Annotated in this window: 18 protein-coding genes and 1 other annotated feature; of the genes, 4 read left to right on the top strand and 14 right to left on the bottom strand. The window is 56.0% G+C overall.

Annotation, left to right across the window (positions count from 1 at the left end; genetic code table 11):
• Positions 1-41 precede the first annotated feature (41 nt).
• Entirely contained in the window at positions 42-815 is a 774-nt protein-coding gene (yaaA, locus tag ACMGGU_RS01485; RefSeq protein WP_048225595.1) for a peroxide stress protein YaaA, read from the top strand.
• A gap of 32 nt (positions 816-847) precedes the next feature.
• On the opposite strand, the gene ACMGGU_RS01480 is transcribed toward yaaA, so the two are convergent.
• The 7 genes from ACMGGU_RS01480 to yjjY all read right to left on the bottom strand — a co-directional run bounded on the left by ACMGGU_RS01480 (position 848) and on the right by yjjY (position 7732).
• Positions 848-1150, bottom strand: coding sequence for a DUF2502 domain-containing protein (locus tag ACMGGU_RS01480; protein ID WP_045907758.1), 303 nt, complete (start codon positions 1148-1150; stop codon positions 848-850).
• Positions 1151-1461: 311 nt separating this feature from the next.
• Positions 1462-2748, bottom strand: a complete 1287-nt coding sequence (gene thrC / locus ACMGGU_RS01475; protein WP_023326668.1) for a threonine synthase — start codon at positions 2746-2748, stop codon at positions 1462-1464.
• Positions 2749-2751: 3 nt separating this feature from the next.
• Positions 2752-3681, bottom strand: coding sequence for a homoserine kinase (gene thrB / locus ACMGGU_RS01470; RefSeq protein ID WP_048225593.1), 930 nt, complete (start codon positions 3679-3681; stop codon positions 2752-2754).
• Between the two features lies 1 nt (position 3682).
• Positions 3683-6145, bottom strand: a complete 2463-nt coding sequence (gene thrA, locus ACMGGU_RS01465) for a bifunctional aspartate kinase/homoserine dehydrogenase I (RefSeq protein WP_111967206.1) — start codon at positions 6143-6145, stop codon at positions 3683-3685.
• Between the two features lie 24 nt (positions 6146-6169).
• Positions 6170-6287, bottom strand: a sequence feature (Thr leader region).
• Positions 6226-6294: a thr operon leader peptide gene (gene thrL / locus ACMGGU_RS01460; protein WP_015572623.1), complete on the bottom strand. Its 69-nt coding sequence runs from the start codon at positions 6292-6294 to the stop codon at positions 6226-6228. It overlaps the preceding feature by 62 nt.
• Positions 6295-6505: 211 nt before the next feature.
• On the bottom strand, positions 6506-7192 hold the full coding sequence (locus tag ACMGGU_RS01455) for a tRNA/rRNA methyltransferase (RefSeq protein ID WP_045907754.1): 687 nt from the start codon (positions 7190-7192) through the stop codon (positions 6506-6508).
• Between the two features lie 399 nt (positions 7193-7591).
• Positions 7592-7732 (bottom strand): protein YjjY, encoded by a 141-nt coding sequence (yjjY, locus tag ACMGGU_RS01450; RefSeq protein ID WP_085928893.1) that lies wholly within the window; start codon positions 7730-7732, stop codon positions 7592-7594.
• 95 nt (positions 7733-7827) lie between these two features.
• On the opposite strand from yjjY, the gene arcA reads away from it, so the two are divergent.
• Positions 7828-8544 carry a two-component system response regulator ArcA gene (gene arcA, locus ACMGGU_RS01445; protein WP_003856501.1) on the top strand — a complete coding sequence of 239 codons (717 nt, stop codon included), beginning with the start codon at positions 7828-7830 and terminating at the stop codon, positions 8542-8544.
• Between the two features lie 46 nt (positions 8545-8590).
• Here arcA and creD read toward each other — a convergent pair whose 3' ends face one another.
• Genes creD through creA form a run of 4 tightly spaced genes read right to left on the bottom strand, consistent with a single transcriptional unit; the run spans position 8591 to position 12598 of the window.
• Positions 8591-9943, bottom strand: coding sequence for a cell envelope integrity protein CreD (gene creD, locus ACMGGU_RS01440; protein WP_395299787.1), 1353 nt, complete (start codon positions 9941-9943; stop codon positions 8591-8593).
• A 56-nt stretch (positions 9944-9999) separates the two neighbouring features.
• Positions 10000-11424, bottom strand: coding sequence for a two-component system sensor histidine kinase CreC (gene creC, locus ACMGGU_RS01435; protein WP_048225587.1), 1425 nt, complete (start codon positions 11422-11424; stop codon positions 10000-10002).
• On the bottom strand, positions 11424-12113 hold the full coding sequence (creB, locus tag ACMGGU_RS01430; RefSeq protein ID WP_196365481.1) for a two-component system response regulator CreB: 690 nt from the start codon (positions 12111-12113) through the stop codon (positions 11424-11426). The genes creC and creB overlap by 1 nt, the downstream gene beginning before the upstream one ends.
• Positions 12114-12127: 14 nt before the next feature.
• Positions 12128-12598 (bottom strand): protein CreA, encoded by a 471-nt coding sequence (creA, locus tag ACMGGU_RS01425; RefSeq protein WP_048225583.1) that lies wholly within the window; start codon positions 12596-12598, stop codon positions 12128-12130.
• A gap of 211 nt (positions 12599-12809) precedes the next feature.
• Here creA and robA point away from each other — a divergent pair, with 211 nt between their 5' ends.
• Positions 12810-13679, top strand: a complete 870-nt coding sequence (gene robA, locus ACMGGU_RS01420; protein WP_045907752.1) for an MDR efflux pump AcrAB transcriptional activator RobA — start codon at positions 12810-12812, stop codon at positions 13677-13679.
• On the opposite strand, the gene gpmB is transcribed toward robA, so the two are convergent.
• Positions 13676-14323: a 2,3-diphosphoglycerate-dependent phosphoglycerate mutase GpmB gene (gpmB, locus tag ACMGGU_RS01415; RefSeq protein WP_008502057.1), complete on the bottom strand. Its 648-nt coding sequence runs from the start codon at positions 14321-14323 to the stop codon at positions 13676-13678. The genes robA and gpmB overlap by 4 nt on opposite strands.
• A 50-nt stretch (positions 14324-14373) precedes the next feature.
• Between gpmB and yjjX the strand changes: the two genes are divergently transcribed.
• A complete protein-coding gene (gene yjjX / locus ACMGGU_RS01410) occupies positions 14374-14889 on the top strand; it encodes an inosine/xanthosine triphosphatase (protein ID WP_008502058.1) in 516 nt (171 codons plus the stop codon).
• Here yjjX and trpR read toward each other — a convergent pair.
• Together trpR and sltY are read right to left on the bottom strand one after the other, a co-directional pair.
• Positions 14886-15212, bottom strand: coding sequence for a trp operon repressor (gene trpR, locus ACMGGU_RS01405; RefSeq protein ID WP_021240574.1), 327 nt, complete (start codon positions 15210-15212; stop codon positions 14886-14888). The genes yjjX and trpR overlap by 4 nt on opposite strands.
• 55 nt (positions 15213-15267) lie before the next feature.
• On the bottom strand, positions 15268-17205 hold the full coding sequence (gene sltY, locus ACMGGU_RS01400; RefSeq protein ID WP_048028566.1) for a murein transglycosylase: 1938 nt from the start codon (positions 17203-17205) through the stop codon (positions 15268-15270).
• Positions 17206-17370: the final 165 nt, after the last annotated feature.

The following is a 17370-nucleotide window of genomic DNA, read 5'->3' as shown; positions in this document are numbered from 1 at the left end:
TTTTTGCTAAAGTCGCTCTAAATTTCCTGCAAGGACTGGATATGCTGATTCTTATTTCACCTGCAAAAACGCTCGACTACCAGAGCCCGCTCGCCACCGAACGCTATACCCAGCCTGAACTGCTGGACTATTCGCAACAGCTGATCCGCGAAGCGCGTAAGCTCTCTGCGCCGCAAATCGCCTCGCTGATGAGCATCAGCGACAAGCTGGCAGACCTTAACGCGACCCGCTTTCATGAATGGCATCCGGATTTCACCCCTGCCAACGCTCGTCAGGCGATTCTGGCATTTAAAGGCGACGTGTATACCGGCCTGCAGGCGGAAGATTTTAGCGAAGCCGATTTCGATTTTGCCCAGCAGCATCTGCGCATGCTGTCGGGTCTGTACGGCGTACTGCGCCCGCTGGATCTGATGCAGCCGTACCGTCTGGAGATGGGGATTCGTCTGGAGAATGCCAAAGGCAAAGACCTGTACCATTTCTGGGGCGATATCATCACCGATAAGCTGAATGCGGCGCTGCACGCACAGGGCGATAACGTAGTGATTAACCTGGCGTCCGATGAATATTACAAGTCGGTGAAGCCGAAAAAACTGGATGCCGACATCATCAAGCCGGTATTCCTTGACGAGAAGAACGGCAAGTTCAAAGTGATCAGCTTCTACGCCAAGAAAGCGCGTGGCCTGATGAGCCGCTACATTATCCAGAACCGCCTGACGAAGCCGGAGCAGCTAACCGCCTTCAACAGTGAAGGCTACTTCTTTGACGAGGCGTCGTCAGGGAAAGGCGAACTGGTGTTTAAGCGCCACGAGCAGTAAAAACAAACCCCGCCAGCTGGCGGGGTTTTGCATTAGTGGTGTTTCCAGTCCGGGCCGCGATCGTCGCGGCGGTCATCGTGGTGATGGTCATCGTGACGATCGTCGTGTTTACGATGCTCATCATGTGGGCGCCAGTGGTTATCGCGCCAGTCATAATGCGCTTTCCACCAGTCGTGGTCGCGCCAGCGGCCGCCGTCCCAGTAATGCCCGTTATTATCCCGGTCGCCAATCTGCAGTTTGACCGCGGGTACGAGGGTGATTTCGGATGCCTGTACCGCCATGGGAGCGACCAGCATCAGTGAAAGCGCAATCAGCACAGGTTTCAGTGTAGACATCGGTGACTCCTTATTATCTTTGCCCAACGTGGGCCGATGTAAGGAGAGTACGCGAGGGGAACGGGGGATGTTATTCTCTGCAATCCTAAACGCTAAGTGACCGCATTTATTGGGAATTTCTACTTTTTCCCTGCTATTTTTCTCCTTAATTTCTCCATAAAAAAAGCCGGGTGGCGCTTCGCTTACCCGGCCTACGATTTGTTCGTCGTTGTAGGCCCGGTAAGGCGTAGCCGCCACCGGGCAACACAATCACGCACGCGTCATCATTGGTTGTAGGTCGGGTAAGGCGTAGCCGCCACCCGACAAAAAAATCATGCGCGAGTCATCATCAGCTTACGCAGCGCGGCAAAGTCTGCAGGCAGCTCATGAGACAACAGCGGCAGGTCGGCACGCTCGGCCAGTTCTTTTGGCAGCGGCAGCGTTTCGCCCAGAATCGCCTCCACGCTCTCTTTGAACTTCGCCGGATGTGCGGTTCCCAGGAACAGGCCGTATTCACCCGGATTAAGCTGATCGCGCAGCGCGCGGTAGGCAATCGCCGCGTGCGGTTCAGAGGTATACCCCACCGCCTTCAGCTCGCGCATGGTGGATTTGGTGGTCTCATCCGTCACCGCGGCATAGCCCAGGTCGCCCAGACGCCAGATCTTACGGCGGAACAGCTCTTCCACGCGCGGCCAGTTGTTTGGCTGTGACACATCCATCGCATTGGAGAGGGTCGCCTGCGTGGCGTTCGGCGCCCACTTCCCGTCTTTCAGGAAGCGCGGCACGGTGTCGTTGGCGTTGGTGGCGGCGATAAAGCGTTTCACCGGCAGACCCAGGGATTTTGCCAGCAGGCCCGCCGTCAGGTCACCGAAGTTACCGCTCGGCACGGAGATCACCAGCTGGTTGCGCGCTTCCTGCGGCAGTTGCGCCACCGCTTCGAAGTAGTAGCAGATCTGCGCCAGCAGACGGCTGATGTTGATGGAGTTGGCGGAGTTCAGACCCAGCGCCACCTTCAGCTCTTCGTCGTCGAAGGCCTGCTTGACCAGCGCCTGGCAGGCATCGAAATCACCGTCAATTGCCACGGTTTCAATGTTGCCGCCGAGGGTGCAGAACAGTTTCTCCTGCAGCGGGCTGATTTTACCTTTCGGATAGAGGATCACCACGCGGACGTTTTTCAGGCCGTAGAACGCGTGGGCTACCGCCGCGCCGGTATCGCCGGAGGTTGCGGTCAGGATGGTCACCGGCTTGTCGCCGCTGATGTGGGTCAGCATCTGCGCCATAAAGCGGCCGCCGAAGTCTTTGAACGCCAGGGTCGGGCCGTGGAACAGCTCCAGGCAGCCGACGTCAGGCTCAACCTGCTGAACCGGCGCCGGGAACGCGAATGCCGCGCGTACGCGCTCTTCCAGCAGCTCTTGCGGAATTTCATCGCCGATAAACGCGGACAGAATTTTGGTGCTGCGGGTGACAAAATCCTGCTTCAGCAGGTCATCAATCTCGGTCAGCTGGAATTCCGGCAGGTCATGAGGGAAAAACAGCCCCTGATTTTTGCCCAGTCCCTGAGTCACCGCCTGCGCGAAGCTGACCTGCTCATTATGATCTTTAAGGTTGTAGAGTTTCATTAATTATCCCAGTACTCGTGCGCCAGCCGTGTCCAGACGGCAAATATGAACAAAGCCTTCCTGATTTTGCAGGTAGTGTTTAGAGAGCCAGTCCGCCACGCGCTGCGCAGTGTCTGCCTTGTCGCACAGGGCGAACAGCGTCGGGCCGGAGCCGGAGATGCCGCACGCCTGCGCGCCGATATCCATTGATGCCTGTCGCGCCTCGTTAAAGCCGGGCAGCAGCTTCGTGCGGTACGGCTCGGCAATGACGTCCTTCATCAGTTTGGCCGCCAGCTGCGGCTGGCGGGTGTAGCAGGCGTGGATAAAGCCCGCCAGATGACGCCCGTGGGCAATACAGTCCTGACGACGATACTGCGCGGGCAGGATCGCACGCGCTTCCGCGGTTGAAACCTTGATACCCGGATAGGCCAGCACCCACAGCCACTCATCAAACCCTGGCACCTGCTGGCTGATGATGCCATTTTCTTCGATCATCAATTGCATGCCGCCGAGGAAGCACGGCGCCACGTTGTCATAGTGAATGCTGCCGGAGATACGCCCTTCCAGCTCGCCCATTAAGCCCAGCAGGCGGTTGTTGTTCAGCGGCTTACCGCAATGCTCGTTCATTGCTACCAGCGCGGCGACCACCGAACAGGCGCTGGACCCCAGACCCGAGCCGATCGGCATACTTTTTTCCAGCGTCATGGCAACCGGCACGTTTTTGCCGATCTCCTGACAGAAGCGTTCCCAGCACTGATAGACGATGTTCTCGCGCGGGTCGGACGGTAGCTTGCTGGCGAAGCGGCCCACGTTGTTCAGGCTGAAGCTGTCAGCCGCTTCCACCGTCACCGTATCGCCCAGCAGCGAACCATCCACCGGCGTCACCGCCGCACCCAGCACGTCAAATCCGACGCTCATATTCGCGCTGGAAGCCGGGGCATAAACTTTGACCATGTTAAACTCCTAACTTCCATGACAGGGTACGCAGCAGATCGGCAAACACACCCGCCGCCGTAACATCGTTCCCTGCGCCATAACCGCGAAGCACCAGCGGCAGTGGCTGATAATAGTGGCTGTAAAACGCGAGGGCGTTTTCGCCGTTTTTGACTTTGTACAGCGGGTCGTTGCCATCCACTTCGGCAATCTTTACCCGGCACACGCCATCTTCTTCAATGTTGCCAACATAGCGCAATACCTTACCTTCATCACGGGCTTTTGCAACGCGAGCGGCAAACGCGTCGTCAAGCTGCGGCAACCTGGCCATAAAGGCGCCAACATCGCCGCTGCTGTCAAATTCTGCCGGCAGGACCGGTTCAATCACGATATCGGAAAGCTCAAGCTCACGGCCCGTTTCGCGGGCGAGGATCAGCAACTTGCGCGCCACGTCCATACCGGAAAGGTCGTCACGCGGATCCGGCTCGGTATAGCCCAGCTCGCGCGCGGCGCGGGTGGCTTCCGAGAGGCTCATCCCCTCATCCAGCTTGCCGAAGATAAACGACAGCGAACCGGAGAGAATGCCGGAGAAACGCTGCAGTTCGTCGCCCGCGTTAAGCAGGTTCTGCAGGTTCTCGATAACCGGCAGGCCCGCCCCCACGTTGGTGTCGTACAGGAACTTGCGGCGCGACTTGCTCGCCGCCAGACGCAGCTGGTGATAGTAATCCATCGACGAGGTGTTGGCCTTTTTGTTCGGCGTCACCACGTGGAAACCTTCACGCAGGAAGTCCGCGTACTGGTCGGCCACCGCCTGGTTCGAAGTGCAGTCGACGATGACCGGGTTAAGCAGGTGATACTCTTTTACCAGACGGATCAGGCGGCCCAGGTTGAACGGCTCTTTTGCCTCCTCCATCTCGGCCTGCCAGTTTTCCAGGTTCAGGCCGTGGACGTTGGTCAGCAGCGCTTTGGAATTCGCGATCCCGCAGACGCGCAGGTCGATGTGTTTCTTCTTCAGCCACGCCTGCTGACGCTTCACCTGCTCCAGGAGCGCGCCGCCCACGCCACCCACGCCAATCAGGAACAGCTCGATGACCTGATCGGTGTTAAACAGCATCTGGTGAACCACGCGAACGCCGGTGGTGGCATCATCGTTATCGACGACAACAGAAATTGAACGCTCTGACGAGCCCTGGGCAATCGCCACGATATTGATATTGGCGCGTGCCAGCGCAGCAAAGAATTTGGCGGAGATACCGCGCAGGGTGCGCATACCGTCGCCCACCACGGAGATGATCGCCAGACGCTCCTGAATCGCGAGCGGCTCCAGCAGCTCTTCTTTCAGCTCCAGATAGAACTCTTCCTCCAGCGCGCGGCGGGCGCGCAGGCAGTCAGCCTGCGGCACGCAGAAGCTGATGCTGTATTCGGAAGAGGACTGGGTGATCAGCACCACCGAAATACCGTTGCGGGACATGGCCGCAAACACGCGCGCCGCCATGCCGACCATTCCTTTCATCCCCGGACCGGAGACGCTGAACATCGCCATATTGTTGAGGTTGGAGATGCCTTTCACCGGCAGACCGTCCTCATCGGTGCTCGCGCCAATCAGCGTACCCGGCGCCTGCGGGTTACCGGTATTTTTAATCAGGCATGGGATCTGGAACTGGGCAATCGGGGAGATGGTACGCGGGTGAAGCACTTTGGCGCCGAAGTAGGAAAGCTCCATCGCTTCCTGGTACGACATCGACTTCAGCAGCCTGGCGTCCGGTACCTGGCGCGGGTCGCAGGTATAGACGCCGTCGACGTCAGTCCAAATCTCGCAACAGTCCGCGCGTAAACAGGCAGCCAGCACGGCGGCGGAGTAGTCGGAGCCGTTACGGCCCAGCACCACCAGCTCGCCCTTCTCGTTACCGGCAGTAAAGCCCGCCATCAGGATCATGTGGTCAGACGGAATTTTGCTGGCGGCGATACGGCGGGTTGATTCGGCAATATCAACGGTGGATTCGAGGTAGTGGCCCACCGCCAGCAGTTTTTCAACGGGATCGATCACGGTCACGCTATGGCCGCGCGCTTCCAGCACGCCCGCCATGATGGCGATAGAGAGTTTTTCACCGCGACAAATCAGCGCCGCGTTGATGCTGTCCGGGCATTGGCCAAGGAGGCTGATGCCGTGCAGGACATGTTTAATTTGCGCGAATTCCTGCTCAACGAAGGACTTCAGCTGCGCATGCGGGAAGCCAGGCAGCGCCTCTGCCAGCCCTTGCAGTAAGTCAGCGAAGATACGCTCTGCGTCGCTGATGTTCGGAAGTGCATCCTGACCACCGATGGTCTTTTCAATCATCGCCACCAGATGGTTCGTGATTTTTGCCGGGGCAGAGAGCACGGTCGCAACCTGCCCCTGCCTGGCGTTGCTTTCCAGGATATCGGCAACACGCAGAAAACGTTCTGCATTTGCCACTGATGTACCGCCGAACTTCAACACTCGCATGGTTCTACCTCGTTTCCTTTAGCCGAAAAAAAAGCCCGCACTGTCTAGGTGCGGGCTTTTTTCTGTTTTTCCTGTACGCGTCAGCCCGCATCGTTACCTGTGGTAATGATGATGGTTGTGGTAATGGTGGTGATGCTGATGCGTTTCATGGATGTTGTGTACTCTGTCATTATTATCTGTCTGTGCTGTATTCTTTTAGGGTTAAAGGATCGGGCACCTTAAGTCAACGAATTTTTAATTTGATCACAATTCGGGAGACTCTCACGTCCCGCTGTGTGCAGATTTATTTTCATCCGATTCCCCCATGTGCAACCCATCCAGACAGACTTATTCGCCATAGTAAAAACTTATGTCAGTGTTTTACTCGGCCAATTTTTTTTCAATATCGTGTAGCAAACGGTGCAGCATGGCGGTGTCCCGCTGTTCAAGACGCCCCAAACGCTGCTGCAACCAGTCAGCCATTTTTTGATCGTCCGCCACCCCCAGATGCACGAGCAGGTTTTCTACGCGCGCGCGAAGTGCTGCAAGCTGATTTTCATCGGTTCCTGTATTTTGCGACGGGGGAATTTGTATTAAGGATGCTAATTGATAGCAATACACCATGACCGCCTGGCCTAAATTGAGGGACGGATAATCCGCGACCATCGGTGCCCCCGTCAGCACGTCCGCCAGTTCCAGCTCTTCATTGGTTAATCCGGAATCTTCACGCCCAAACACCAGCGCCGCTTTCTCCAGCCACTGGCTTTTCTCGCTGAGCATCGGCACCAGCTCCGCTGGCGTGGCATAGTAGTGGAACTTCGCCCGGCTGCGCGCCGTGGTTGCGACGGTAAACGAAATATCGTGCAGCGCATCGGCAAGCGTAGCGTAAGTGGTTATATTATCGAGAATATCTCCCGATCCGTGCGCCACCCAACGGGCGGCGGGTTCCAGATGGGCCGTGCTGTCCACAATACGCAAATCGGTAAAACCCATGGTCTTCATGGCACGCGCCGCTGCGCCTATATTTTCTGCTCTGGCTGGGGCAACCAGTACAATCGACAGATGCATTTATGCTCTCTTTTTAATCAGTTAGCCGGTAAAAATGTGATGCACTTCAACATATTACGCAGCGCGAATTTACAAAATTGCAACACAAATCACCGAAATAGCGTTTCATAACAAATTAAAAACGCTAAACTATTCTGTGTCTGAACAATCAGTTAGAATGTTAACAGAACACTATTATCCTTATGTTTTATAATGATAATAGCGACATGAATACCCTATTCTGATTGGATTCGCTTCGTTTATAAATCAATGTCCGCAACTAGTTGGTTTATTGAAAAATTGTGACAAAGGCTAGCATTCGGCTACGATGATTTCATCAAACTGTTAACGTGCTACAATTGAACTTGATATATGTCAACGAAGCGTAGTTTTATTGGGTGTCTGGTGTCACTTAGCCTGTTATGTTGCTGTTAAAATGGTTAGGATGACAGCCGTTTTTGACACTGTCGGGTCCAAAGGGAAAGTACCCAAGACCAAGCTAATGATGTTGTTGACGTTGATGGAAAGTGCATCAAGAACGCAATTACGTACTTTAGTCACGTTAAGCCGATCATGTTAATTTGCGACATGCATCAGGCAGGTCAGGGACTTTTGTACTTCCTGTTTCGATTTAGTTGGCAATTTAGGTAGCAAACATGCAGACCCCGCACATTCTTATCGTTGAAGACGAGTTGGTAACACGCAACACGTTGAAGAGCATTTTCGAAGCAGAAGGCTACGATGTCTTTGAAGCGACCGATGGCGCAGAGATGCATCAGATCCTTTCTGAAAATGATATCAACCTGGTGATCATGGATATTAACCTGCCGGGCAAAAACGGTCTTCTTCTGGCGCGCGAACTGCGCGAGCAGGCGAACGTCGCGTTAATGTTCCTGACGGGCCGTGATAACGAAGTTGATAAAATTCTTGGCCTGGAAATCGGTGCGGATGATTACATCACCAAACCGTTCAACCCTCGCGAGTTAACCATTCGTGCACGCAACCTGCTGTCCCGTACCATGAATCTGGGCACGGTCAGCGAAGAGCGTCGTAGCGTCGATAGCTACAAATTCAACGGCTGGGAACTTGATATCAATAGCCGTTCGCTGATTAGCCCGAACGGCGAGCAGTATAAACTGCCGCGCAGTGAATTCCGCGCGATGCTGCACTTCTGCGAAAACCCGGGCAAGATCCAGTCCCGTGCAGAGCTGCTGAAGAAAATGACCGGCCGTGAGCTGAAGCCGCACGACCGTACCGTAGACGTCACCATCCGTCGTATTCGTAAGCACTTCGAATCTACGCCAGATACGCCGGAAATCATCGCCACGATCCACGGCGAAGGGTACCGTTTCTGCGGTGACCTGCAGGAGTAATCCCGCAGTTAACGCATTAAAAAACGGCGCATTTGCGCCGTTTTTTTTATTTCCAGATCCGCATCGTGTCGTTATCAGGCTCTGCCGGAGGTTCAGGCCGCTTTGACTGAGAGAGCGAGTACCAGTCGAAATGCCGGGTCAGGTACATCACGGCGAACAGCGCCAGCGCGAGAACCGCTGACCCCAACAGCAGCGCGCTGTCCTCCGAGCGCAGCAGGAACCACATCACGACATCCAGCCCGAGTAGCGCCAGCACAAACAGCCCGCTGCGCTTCCAGCTTTTCATCACGGCCTGCAGGTACATTACGTTCATCGCTGCACCAACCAGACTTGCAACAACCCAGGCGGGGGTAAACCCGACGTGTTCAGACAGCGCCAGCAGCACCAGATAGAACAGAACCAGCGACAGCCCCACCAGCAAATACTGCATCGGGTGAAGGCGTAATCCGGTTAAGGTTTCGAAGACAAAGAAGGCCATAAACGTCAGCGCAATCAGCAAAATGGCGTACTTGATCGCACGGTCAGTCAGTTGATACTGATCGGCAGGCGTGGCTACCGTAACGCTAAAAGCAGGGATTGATTCCCACTCTGGCGATTCACTGCCGTTAAACCAGCTCTCAAGATTGTTCGCAAACCAGCTGCTCTGCCAGTTCGCCTGAAAGCCAGAATCACCAATTTTATGCTTTACCGGCAGATAGTTACCCATAAAGCCCGGATGTGGCCAGTTGCTGTTGAGCGTCATTTCACTGTTGCGTCCCACAGGAACCACGGCAAAACTCCCCGTTCCGGCCAGATTCAGGGACATCTCCAGGGTAAACGTTTTTGACTCCAGCGTTTTGTCAGTCAGCGGAATATGAATACCGGAAAGCGCACCATACACACCCGACCCCGGCTCGACGCTCAACGCCTCGCCATTGATGCTGGAGACTTTCACCGTGCCAATGCCCCGCGCATCCCCTACGCCGACAACGATAAACGGTTGCCCAAGGGTCATCGTTTCCCCTTTAAGCTGCGCCATTTTCTCGGTGCTGAACCGCACTTTTATCCTGAGATCAGTGTTCCAGATTTGTCCGTCATAGATCCCGATATTTCGGGACTCAACGTGCTGGCTACCTTCAACAACCAGTGACTCCGGCAGAATAAAATGCATATAGCTTTTCTTGTACTCGACTTTCTTCTCATCCTCTACCTTGTAAAAAATCTCCGTTACCGGGATAGCAATCAGCGGCCCGACCAGTTTTTGCGGCCCGCTGGTACTCTGACGCAGCGTATTTTCAACATCATTGCGGTAGCTCTCTCGCTCTGATATCAGGTTACTGACCATAAAAAGCGGGACTAACAGCAGCAGGATGCACCCCAGCAGGGTGCTAACTTTCCAGAACAGGGGGGATTTCATCATTACGTCTCCTTTGTGATGAGGAGAGCGTAACCAGGCTATGTGGGGCCAGTTTGAAGTTATGTGAAGGGACGGTGAAGTCTCAGCGTGGCCATCACGCCACCTTCATCACGATTACGCAATGTAATCTCACCCTGATGCAGACGCGCCACCTCCTGAACAAACGCCAGCCCGAGCCCGCTGCTCTTTAACCCGTTCTCGCGCGGAAGGGAATAAAAGCGCTCAAAAATACGCTCCAGCGCGTAATCCGGGATCCCGCTTCCGCTGTCGGTGACGATCAGCTCTACCTGCCTGCGATCTTCCCGGGCCGCCAGCGCAATGGCGCCACCCTGCGGGGTGAAATCGATAGCGTTATCCAGCAAATTGCCGAGCGCCTGTTCGAGAAGGTCGGGATCGCCCGCCACATAAAGCGATGTCGGCTGAAGGGTCAGCACAATTTCTTTCGCTGCCAACAGCGTCGCTCGCGCGTCTGCAAGCCGAGTGAAGAGCGAGTCAACGCTGACAGCTTCAGGCGTAATCTCGACACGATTTTCAAGCCGCGCCTGAGTGAGCAGCTTTTCAACCAGCGACTGCATGCGCGCATTTTGCACCAGAATATTATCGATAAACCGCGCGGCGACCTGCGGCGGCGGCTGCTCGGAGAGAATTTCTGCCGCGCCGCGTATGGCGGCAATCGGGCTTTTCAGCTCGTGGGTCAGCGCATGGACATAGCGTTCAATGTAGTTTTTCCCTTCAAGGCGAATACGCATATTTTCCAGCGCCTGTGCCAGCTTTTGCAGCTCGCTACTGCCTGGATTAGGCAATGGGAGAGGCGTATCGGTGGTTACCGAGTCGGCATAGCGCGATAACGTACCGATAGATCGATTGATCCACCACGCCACCGCCAAGCCAATCAGCAGGGCAATGCCGAGCAGCGCACCGCCTGCCCACAATATCCGTCGCTCGCTGCGGTGAATCACCGGAGCCATCGCGCTGTTCGGTTTCCCCACCGACAGCACGCCGATTATCTTGCCCTGATCCACAACCGGCGCGGCAACATACATCACCGTGCTTTCCGGATCGTCGGGATGGCTCTGGGTACTGCGCGCGCCGTATTCGCCGCGAAGCGTCAGCCAGACATCATTCCAGCGCGAGTAATCTTTTCCCACGGCCAGACCAGCGGAATCAAACACGACCCTGCCCTGCGCATCGGTCATGTAGACGTGATACTCGTTACGCACTTTATGAATACCGCCAATATTGGCGCGAAATGGGCGCTGATGAAGCTGAGAAAAGGCCTGTGCAAGCTTGCCCTGCTGCGCGTGACCCGAAAGCAAATCATCACGTCCGATTTCGGCCAACAGGGTCGCGGTATCGATTAACGTGCCCTCGGTTGCCCTGCGCACGCCGGGCTTCACCTCCTGAACAAAGATCGACAGCACGAACCACGCGGCGATGGCGACGATCAGGAAATACCCCAGCAGCAACCGCATCCCAATGCGCATCAGTAAAGGCCCAGACTGTAGCCCATACCGCGATGGGTGCTGATGGGGGACAGCTCCTCGTTCACCGCCCGCAGCTTGGCGCGCAGGGTTTTGATGTGGGTGTCCACGGTACGATCGAAACTGTCGCCGTCTTCACCCCACACCTTGTCCATGAGCTGCTGACGCGAAAAGACCCGACCGGGCGCCTGTAACAAGGTTTTGAGCAGCAAGAATTCGTAGCGGGTCAGGGGCAATGCTTCCCCGCACCAGCTGATTCGCGCGGCAGGCTCGTTCAGTTCAAACTGCCCGATACGCAACGTTTCTGAGGGTGCGGCGGATTTTTGCATGCGCCGTAAAACAGTCCGCACCCGAGCGCAGACTTCACGAGGGGAGAAAGGTTTCGCAACGTAGTCATCAGCGCCCATTTCCAGGCCAAGCAGCTTGTCGACCTCATCACTGCGCGCCGTCAGAAACAGTACAGGCAGCGAGGGATGCTGCGCCAGCAGCCGACGGCAAAGCTCAAACCCGCTGATGTCCGGCAGTCCGACATCCAGAATGGCGAGCGCCGGAACCTGCCGCTGAGCCTCCTCCAGCACGGGTAAACCGCGTTCAAACGCCTTTACCGCGAATCCTTCCTGCTGAAGCATGTAGATCAGCGTATCGGCGATACTGGTTTCGTCTTCAACCAGCCAGACCACAGGTTGTTGCATGATTCATCCCTGAATTAATGCCACGGCATAATCGGCACCGCGCTGATCGCGTTCTTCGGTGAGCCTTCCACCACTTTGTCAGAATAGGCAAGGTAGGCCAGCGTGTTGCGTTTGGCATCGTAGAAACGCACAACCTGCAGCTTTTTGAACACCAGCGAGGTCCGTTTCTGGAATACCACGTCGCCCTGCGCCTTGCCGTTTTTAATTTTATCGCTCAATTCAACCGGTCCCACCTGCTGACAGGAGATCGCCGCATCGGAGGTGTCCTCCGCCAGCCCCAGACCGCCTTTGATACCGCCCGTTTTCGCACGGCTGACATAGCAGGTGACGTTTTTCACGTCTGGATCGTCAAACGCCTCAACGACAATTTTGTGGTCCGGGCCAAACATTTTGAACACGGTATCGACGGAACCAATCTGTTCCGCCTGTGCAGCGCGTCCGGCCATCAACATCAGCGCGGTGAAGAGCAAAGTCTTGTATTTCATATTGTTACCATTCTTTAAAATTACACTGAGCGATTATTCAACACTTTAGACAAAAATGTAGCAAGATCACAGGATTAGAATATATTTGCCCATAATGCCCTGCAAAAAGCATGAATGCGCAAAAAAAACACTGAATGCTAAAACATCAAAAAATGCTATTATCCGCTAACCTGTTATCAGGCACCTGCTGTTTTAAGGATGAGGATAGTATATGGATCAGGCTGGAATTATTCGCGACCTGCTCACCTGGCTGGAAGGTCATCTCGACCAGCCTTTGTCACTGGATAATGTGGCGGCTAAAGCAGGCTATTCCAAGTGGCATCTGCAAAGGATGTTCAAGGATGTCACCGGTCATGCTATCGGGGCCTATATTCGCGCACGTCGTTTATCGAAATCTGCTGTGGCTCTGCGCCTGACCGCGCGCCCGATTCTGGATATTGCCCTGCAATATCGTTTCGATTCGCAGCAGACCTTCACCCGCGCCTTTAAAAAACAGTTCTCGTTGACGCCAGCGCTGTATCGTCGCTCGCCTGACTGGAGCTCGTTTGGCATGCGTCCGCCGCTGCGTCTGGGCGAGTTCGCGATGCCGAAGTATGAAATTATTACCCTGCCGGAAACCCATCTGATCGGCACAACGCAGAGCTACTCCTGTTCACTGGAGCAGATTTCCGAGTTCCGTCATCAGATGCGCGTTCAGTTCTGGCGCGACTTCCTGAGCCACGCGCCGGCGATCCCGCCGATCCTGTATGGTCTCAACGAAACGCACCCAAGCCAGGAAAAAGACGACGAGCAGGAGGTGTTCTACACCACCGCGCTGACGCCAGAGATGGCCAATGGCTACATTCAGGGTTCGAAGCCTGTCGTGCTGGAAGGTGGCGAATACGTGATGTTCGCCTATGAAGGGCTGGGAACGGGGGTGCAGGAGTTTATCCTGACCGTTTACGGAACCTGCATGCCGATGCTGAATCTGAATCGCCGTAAAGGTCAGGACATTGAGCTCTACTACCCGGCTCAGGATGCGAAACCGGAAGAAGGCCCTATCAATCTGCGTATGGAATTCTTGATTCCAATACGTCGTTAACGCTGCAGTTCGTCAAGCGCAGGGGCATCGAGATGCGAAATGTCCCCTGCCATCTCCACGACCCAACCTGACGCCAGCCACGCGCTTTCCTGATAATCAATTCGGGAAATGGAGCAGTTACGCAGACGCAGACGGCGCTCAGCGTAAGCCGGTAACCCCAGAATGGTGCTCACCAGGCAACCCAACGCAATCCCATGACTCACCAGCAGCGGACGGCTTCCCGCCGGAAGCTTCAGGCATTCCGCCAGTGCGGCATGCATACGTACGCTGAGCTCCTGCATGGATTCGCCCTCAGGAATACGGCCATCTTCGGTACCGTTTACCAGCGTGCGGCGCCAGCCCTCTTCCGTTTCCGTCAGCGTATCGATATGGCGTTTTTCCAGCACGCCCATATCCAGCTCGCGCAGGCGCGGCTCAAGCATGACGTCACAGCCGCAGGCGTCTGCGATGATGCGCGCCGTCTGCTGTGTGCGACCTAAATCGCTGGTAATGACGTGGGTAATGCCCAGCGTTCTGGCACGCTCTGCCACCTGCCACGCTTGCTGCACACCCTTCTCAGTGAGAGGACTGTCTGACTGGCCTTGAATACGTCGCTCGGCGTTCCACTGCGTTTCACCGTGGCGAACAAGGTATACCTGTAACATGCTTTTTTTCCGTTATACTGCGATGAGTTTTTTTTGAATCGAGCTTAATTATGCACCATGTTGTCTCTGCTACCACTAATCCTGCCAAAATTCAGGCAATTCTAAGGGCATTTGACGAGATCTTCGGCGCAGGATCCTGCCATATTGAGGCCATCGGCGTCGAGAGTGGCGTTCCTGAACAGCCGTTTGGCAGCGAGGAAACGCGCGCTGGCGCACGAAATCGCGTGGCAAATGCCAGGGCTGCGGCACCGGATGCGGACTTTTGGGTGGCGATTGAAGCCGGTATCGACGAAGGTGCAACCTTTAGCTGGGTGGTGATCGAAAGCCGTGAACAGCGCGGCGAAGCGCGTTCGGCCACCCTGCCCCTGCCGGAAATCATTCTGGAAAAAGTGCGTGCGGGTGAAGCGCTCGGGCCGGTGATGTCGCAGTACACCGGCATTGATGAGATTGGCCGTAAAGAAGGGGCGATTGGCGTCTTTACCGCAGGCGCGCTGACGCGTTCAGGCGTTTACCACCAGGCGGTGATCCTGGCGTTAAGCCCGTTCCATAACGCGATCTATCGTTAAGCGTTTTTCAACAACACCGCTTCCAGCCACTGGCGCAGCTCAACGGGCGCCGACTTCAGGCTGTTCGATCCGCGGGTAATCGTTGCGATGCCCGCGCCGAGCTCATTTTTCAGCTCGCGCTGGCTCATCTCGCCGCGCAGTAACTCTTCAATGATCCGCACGCGCGTGCCCAGCGCCTCACGCTCGTCCGGCGTGAGCATCAGCTGCATCAGGGGTAAATGCAAATCCTGCTCGTAAGACTGACGAAGCAACTCCACAAAACGAAGCCACTCCTGATGACGTTGTTCGGCCATTGCCGAGGAATACGGGGAATGCTGGGTCATGTTATGCTGCCTCTTGTACTCTTTAGCGAGTACAGCATAACACAACCCACGCCGATCAGTAACGTCTCTGCCACTCGGCATCGCTCATCAGGGTATCTTTCTGCCCCATGAAGTAGCGATAGTAGGCATCATAGGCCAGCACGTTCTTCACGTAGCCGCGCGTTTCCGAGAACGGGATGCTCTCGACAAACGCCACGGCGTCGATGCGTCCGGCGCTGTTGCCGAGCCAGGTGCGCACGCGACCCGGTCCCGCGTTATAGGCCGCCGACGAGAAGATGCGGTTGTTGCCGAACTGCTGATACACATACTGGAGATAGCTGGTACCGATATTGATGTTGGTATCCGGATCGAGAAGCTGTGACGGGCTGCTGTATCCAGGGATGTTAAACATCTTCACCGTGTGCGTCGCCGTTCCCGGCATAATCTGCATCAGGCCGCTGGCGCCCACCGGGGAACGGACTTTCGGGTTCCAGGCACTTTCCTGACGGGCAATGGCCATCGCGTAGCTTTGCGGAATATCTTTGCCGCGGGTATAGCGTTCGAACAGATCGTTGTACGCCAGCGGGAAACGCTCCTCCAGATGATCCCACAGCTTACCGGCGATCGTCGCCTGCACGCTCAGATCCCACCAGTGGTTATCAAAGGCATAGCGGGCAAGCTGGGCTTTTTCATCGGTGGTGCGGCTGGTCACCAGATTCGCCCATTCGCTGCGCGCGGTGTTATCCATATTCCAGTACATCAGCTCGCGAACGCGCGCCATTTCTGGCCCCTGCGTCAGCGCCGGGTTCGCGTTAGCGGGCGCCTTATCAATGCGGAAGGTGTACTCCTCGCCCAGGCGCTGCGCGGCCGCCATCGGGTAGAACCCGCGTTGCTGCATCAGCGTATGGAGAATCTCTTTGGCTTCATCATCACGACCGCGCTCCATCAGCAGATCGGCCTGCCAGTAGCGCCATTCGTCTTTCTCTTTGGCCTCCATTGGCAACCGCGCGAGCCAGGTATTGAGCCCGCGACGATCGCCCGTACCCAGCGCCATGCGCACGCGGCGCTCCACCAGCGACGTGGAGTTCGAACGCATAATGGCATCGTCTCGCCAGCGCGCCTGCTCGTCGGTTACATCGGTGCCCATCAGTCGCCACGCCACAATATCGCGCAGCTCCTGGGTTTGCTCCTCATTAAGCTGCTGCGCCTGCACCAGCTGTGGGATCATCAGCCGTGCGTTTTCCACATCGTCACGCGCCACGCTGGCAAAAGCCACCGCCGCCATCTGGCGGGTAAAATCGGTCGCGCCCGTACTGCGGGCAAAGGTCAGCACGCTGTTGGGATCGTTTGCCAGCGAGATAACCGCCGTGGAGATCGTCTGGTAATCGGACGGCATCTGCCCCGCCAGCGTGGTCACCAGCCGCGTGTTGCCTGCCTTCATCGCCAGGCGGATGCGCTCAAGATAGGACAGCGGGTCCTGCTTGCCGGAAGCACGCCACGCGCCAAACAGGGAATCACAGGCGTTCGGCTGATTTTTCCCGGTCAGCCAGAGCTCTTTCGCCCCGGCCCAGGCCTCTTCCTGCTGGCCGGTCGCCCATTTTGCGTAGTAGTAGTTACACTGCGCTTCGGTGGTATTCGGCTTTTCTGGGCTAAACGCCAGCAGCCCGCGCCAGTCTTCGCGACGCGCCAGCTCATTCACAAAACGAGACTGGAGATTTCGGGCTGGCGGCAGGGTCGGGTTCGCCTGAATGAAGTTATTCACGGTGACGGTGGGCTGGTTCATGAGATCGTCCGTGATCTGGCGATACTCAAGATACGGATACAGCGGATAATCCTTTAGCGTCGGCATCAGCGCCTGAACGGTATCCATCTGCTTGTTGTCCCACGCCTGTTTAATCTGAGCGTAGCGACTACGTTGTTCATCCAGTGAATCGGCATGCACCGCCTGGCTTACCGCCATTACGCATACGCTGGCAGCCAGCAGACGCCAGACCACCTGTTTGGCTTTTTCCACAAGCTCTTCCTCATTGTTTTTTCGTCAATTGCAGCGTCTTGCCACGTCAAAGTCTAATTAACTTATGCTAACCAGGCATCCTTCAACGCGCCACGTCATGGACACTTTTTTACCTTTCTTGCGCGTTTTAACACTCCCGACGTTCCTGGCTGGGATTAGGGCGGG

Source organism: Enterobacter sp. BNK-8, assembly GCF_048685095.1.
GTDB lineage: Bacteria > Pseudomonadota > Gammaproteobacteria > Enterobacterales > Enterobacteriaceae > Enterobacter > Enterobacter quasiroggenkampii.
The sequence above is the reverse complement of the archived record's forward strand: the minus strand, read 5'-3'. Positions and strand labels throughout refer to the sequence as shown.

Coding starts and splice junctions, on each gene's coding strand:
- yaaA (WP_048225595.1), top strand. CDS start 42: ATGCTGATTCTTATTTCACCTGCAAAAACGCTCGACTACCAGAGCCCG.
- ACMGGU_RS01480 (WP_045907758.1), bottom strand. CDS start 1,150: ATGTCTACACTGAAACCTGTGCTGATTGCGCTTTCACTGATGCTGGTC.
- thrC (WP_023326668.1), bottom strand. CDS start 2,748: ATGAAACTCTACAACCTTAAAGATCATAATGAGCAGGTCAGCTTCGCG.
- thrB (WP_048225593.1), bottom strand. CDS start 3,681: ATGGTCAAAGTTTATGCCCCGGCTTCCAGCGCGAATATGAGCGTCGGA.
- thrA (WP_111967206.1), bottom strand. CDS start 6,145: ATGCGAGTGTTGAAGTTCGGCGGTACATCAGTGGCAAATGCAGAACGT.
- ACMGGU_RS01455 (WP_045907754.1), bottom strand. CDS start 7,192: ATGCATCTGTCGATTGTACTGGTTGCCCCAGCCAGAGCAGAAAATATA.
- arcA (WP_003856501.1), top strand. CDS start 7,828: ATGCAGACCCCGCACATTCTTATCGTTGAAGACGAGTTGGTAACACGC.
- creD (WP_395299787.1), bottom strand. CDS start 9,943: ATGATGAAATCCCCCCTGTTCTGGAAAGTTAGCACCCTGCTGGGGTGC.
- creC (WP_048225587.1), bottom strand. CDS start 11,424: ATGCGCATTGGGATGCGGTTGCTGCTGGGGTATTTCCTGATCGTCGCC.
- creB (WP_196365481.1), bottom strand. CDS start 12,113: ATGCAACAACCTGTGGTCTGGCTGGTTGAAGACGAAACCAGTATCGCC.
- creA (WP_048225583.1), bottom strand. CDS start 12,598: ATGAAATACAAGACTTTGCTCTTCACCGCGCTGATGTTGATGGCCGGA.
- robA (WP_045907752.1), top strand. CDS start 12,810: ATGGATCAGGCTGGAATTATTCGCGACCTGCTCACCTGGCTGGAAGGT.
- gpmB (WP_008502057.1), bottom strand. CDS start 14,323: ATGTTACAGGTATACCTTGTTCGCCACGGTGAAACGCAGTGGAACGCC.
- yjjX (WP_008502058.1), top strand. CDS start 14,374: ATGCACCATGTTGTCTCTGCTACCACTAATCCTGCCAAAATTCAGGCA.
- trpR (WP_021240574.1), bottom strand. CDS start 15,212: ATGACCCAGCATTCCCCGTATTCCTCGGCAATGGCCGAACAACGTCAT.